This is a genomic window from Comamonas sp. B-9 (assembly GCF_000410635.1).
Taxonomy (GTDB): Bacteria; Pseudomonadota; Gammaproteobacteria; order Burkholderiales; family Burkholderiaceae_C; genus Comamonas.
In genome coordinates this window covers 1-251 of record NZ_KE148657.1, presented here as the reverse complement: position 1 = coordinate 251, position 251 = coordinate 1, and the positions used below count along the sequence as shown (strand labels likewise).

Annotated in this window: 1 protein-coding gene; it reads right to left on the bottom strand. The window is 72.9% G+C overall.

Translation table 11 applies throughout. From position 1 onward, the window contains the following. The coding region (locus tag H928_RS29255) for a TolC family protein (RefSeq protein ID WP_043341498.1) at window positions 1–251 on the bottom strand (251 nt) is incomplete at both ends.

Here is a 251-nt window from a genome sequence, read left to right as displayed (position 1 = left end):
GCGTGCTTTGCAGCAAGGCGGCGCGCGCCTCGGCATCCAGCTGCGCGGCCTGGCTGGCCTGCGACAGGCGGCCAAACAGATCGACCTCGTAGGACAGGTTGAGGCCAGCCGTCACCAAGGTGGCAGGCTGCAGGCCGTTGCTGGTGTTGGCACCGGCCTGGCGCGCCGCGCCGCCGCCTACGCCTACTTGTGGCATGCGCTGGGCATCGGCCGAGCGCAGCAGCGCCCGGGCCTCTGCCAGGCGGGCTGCG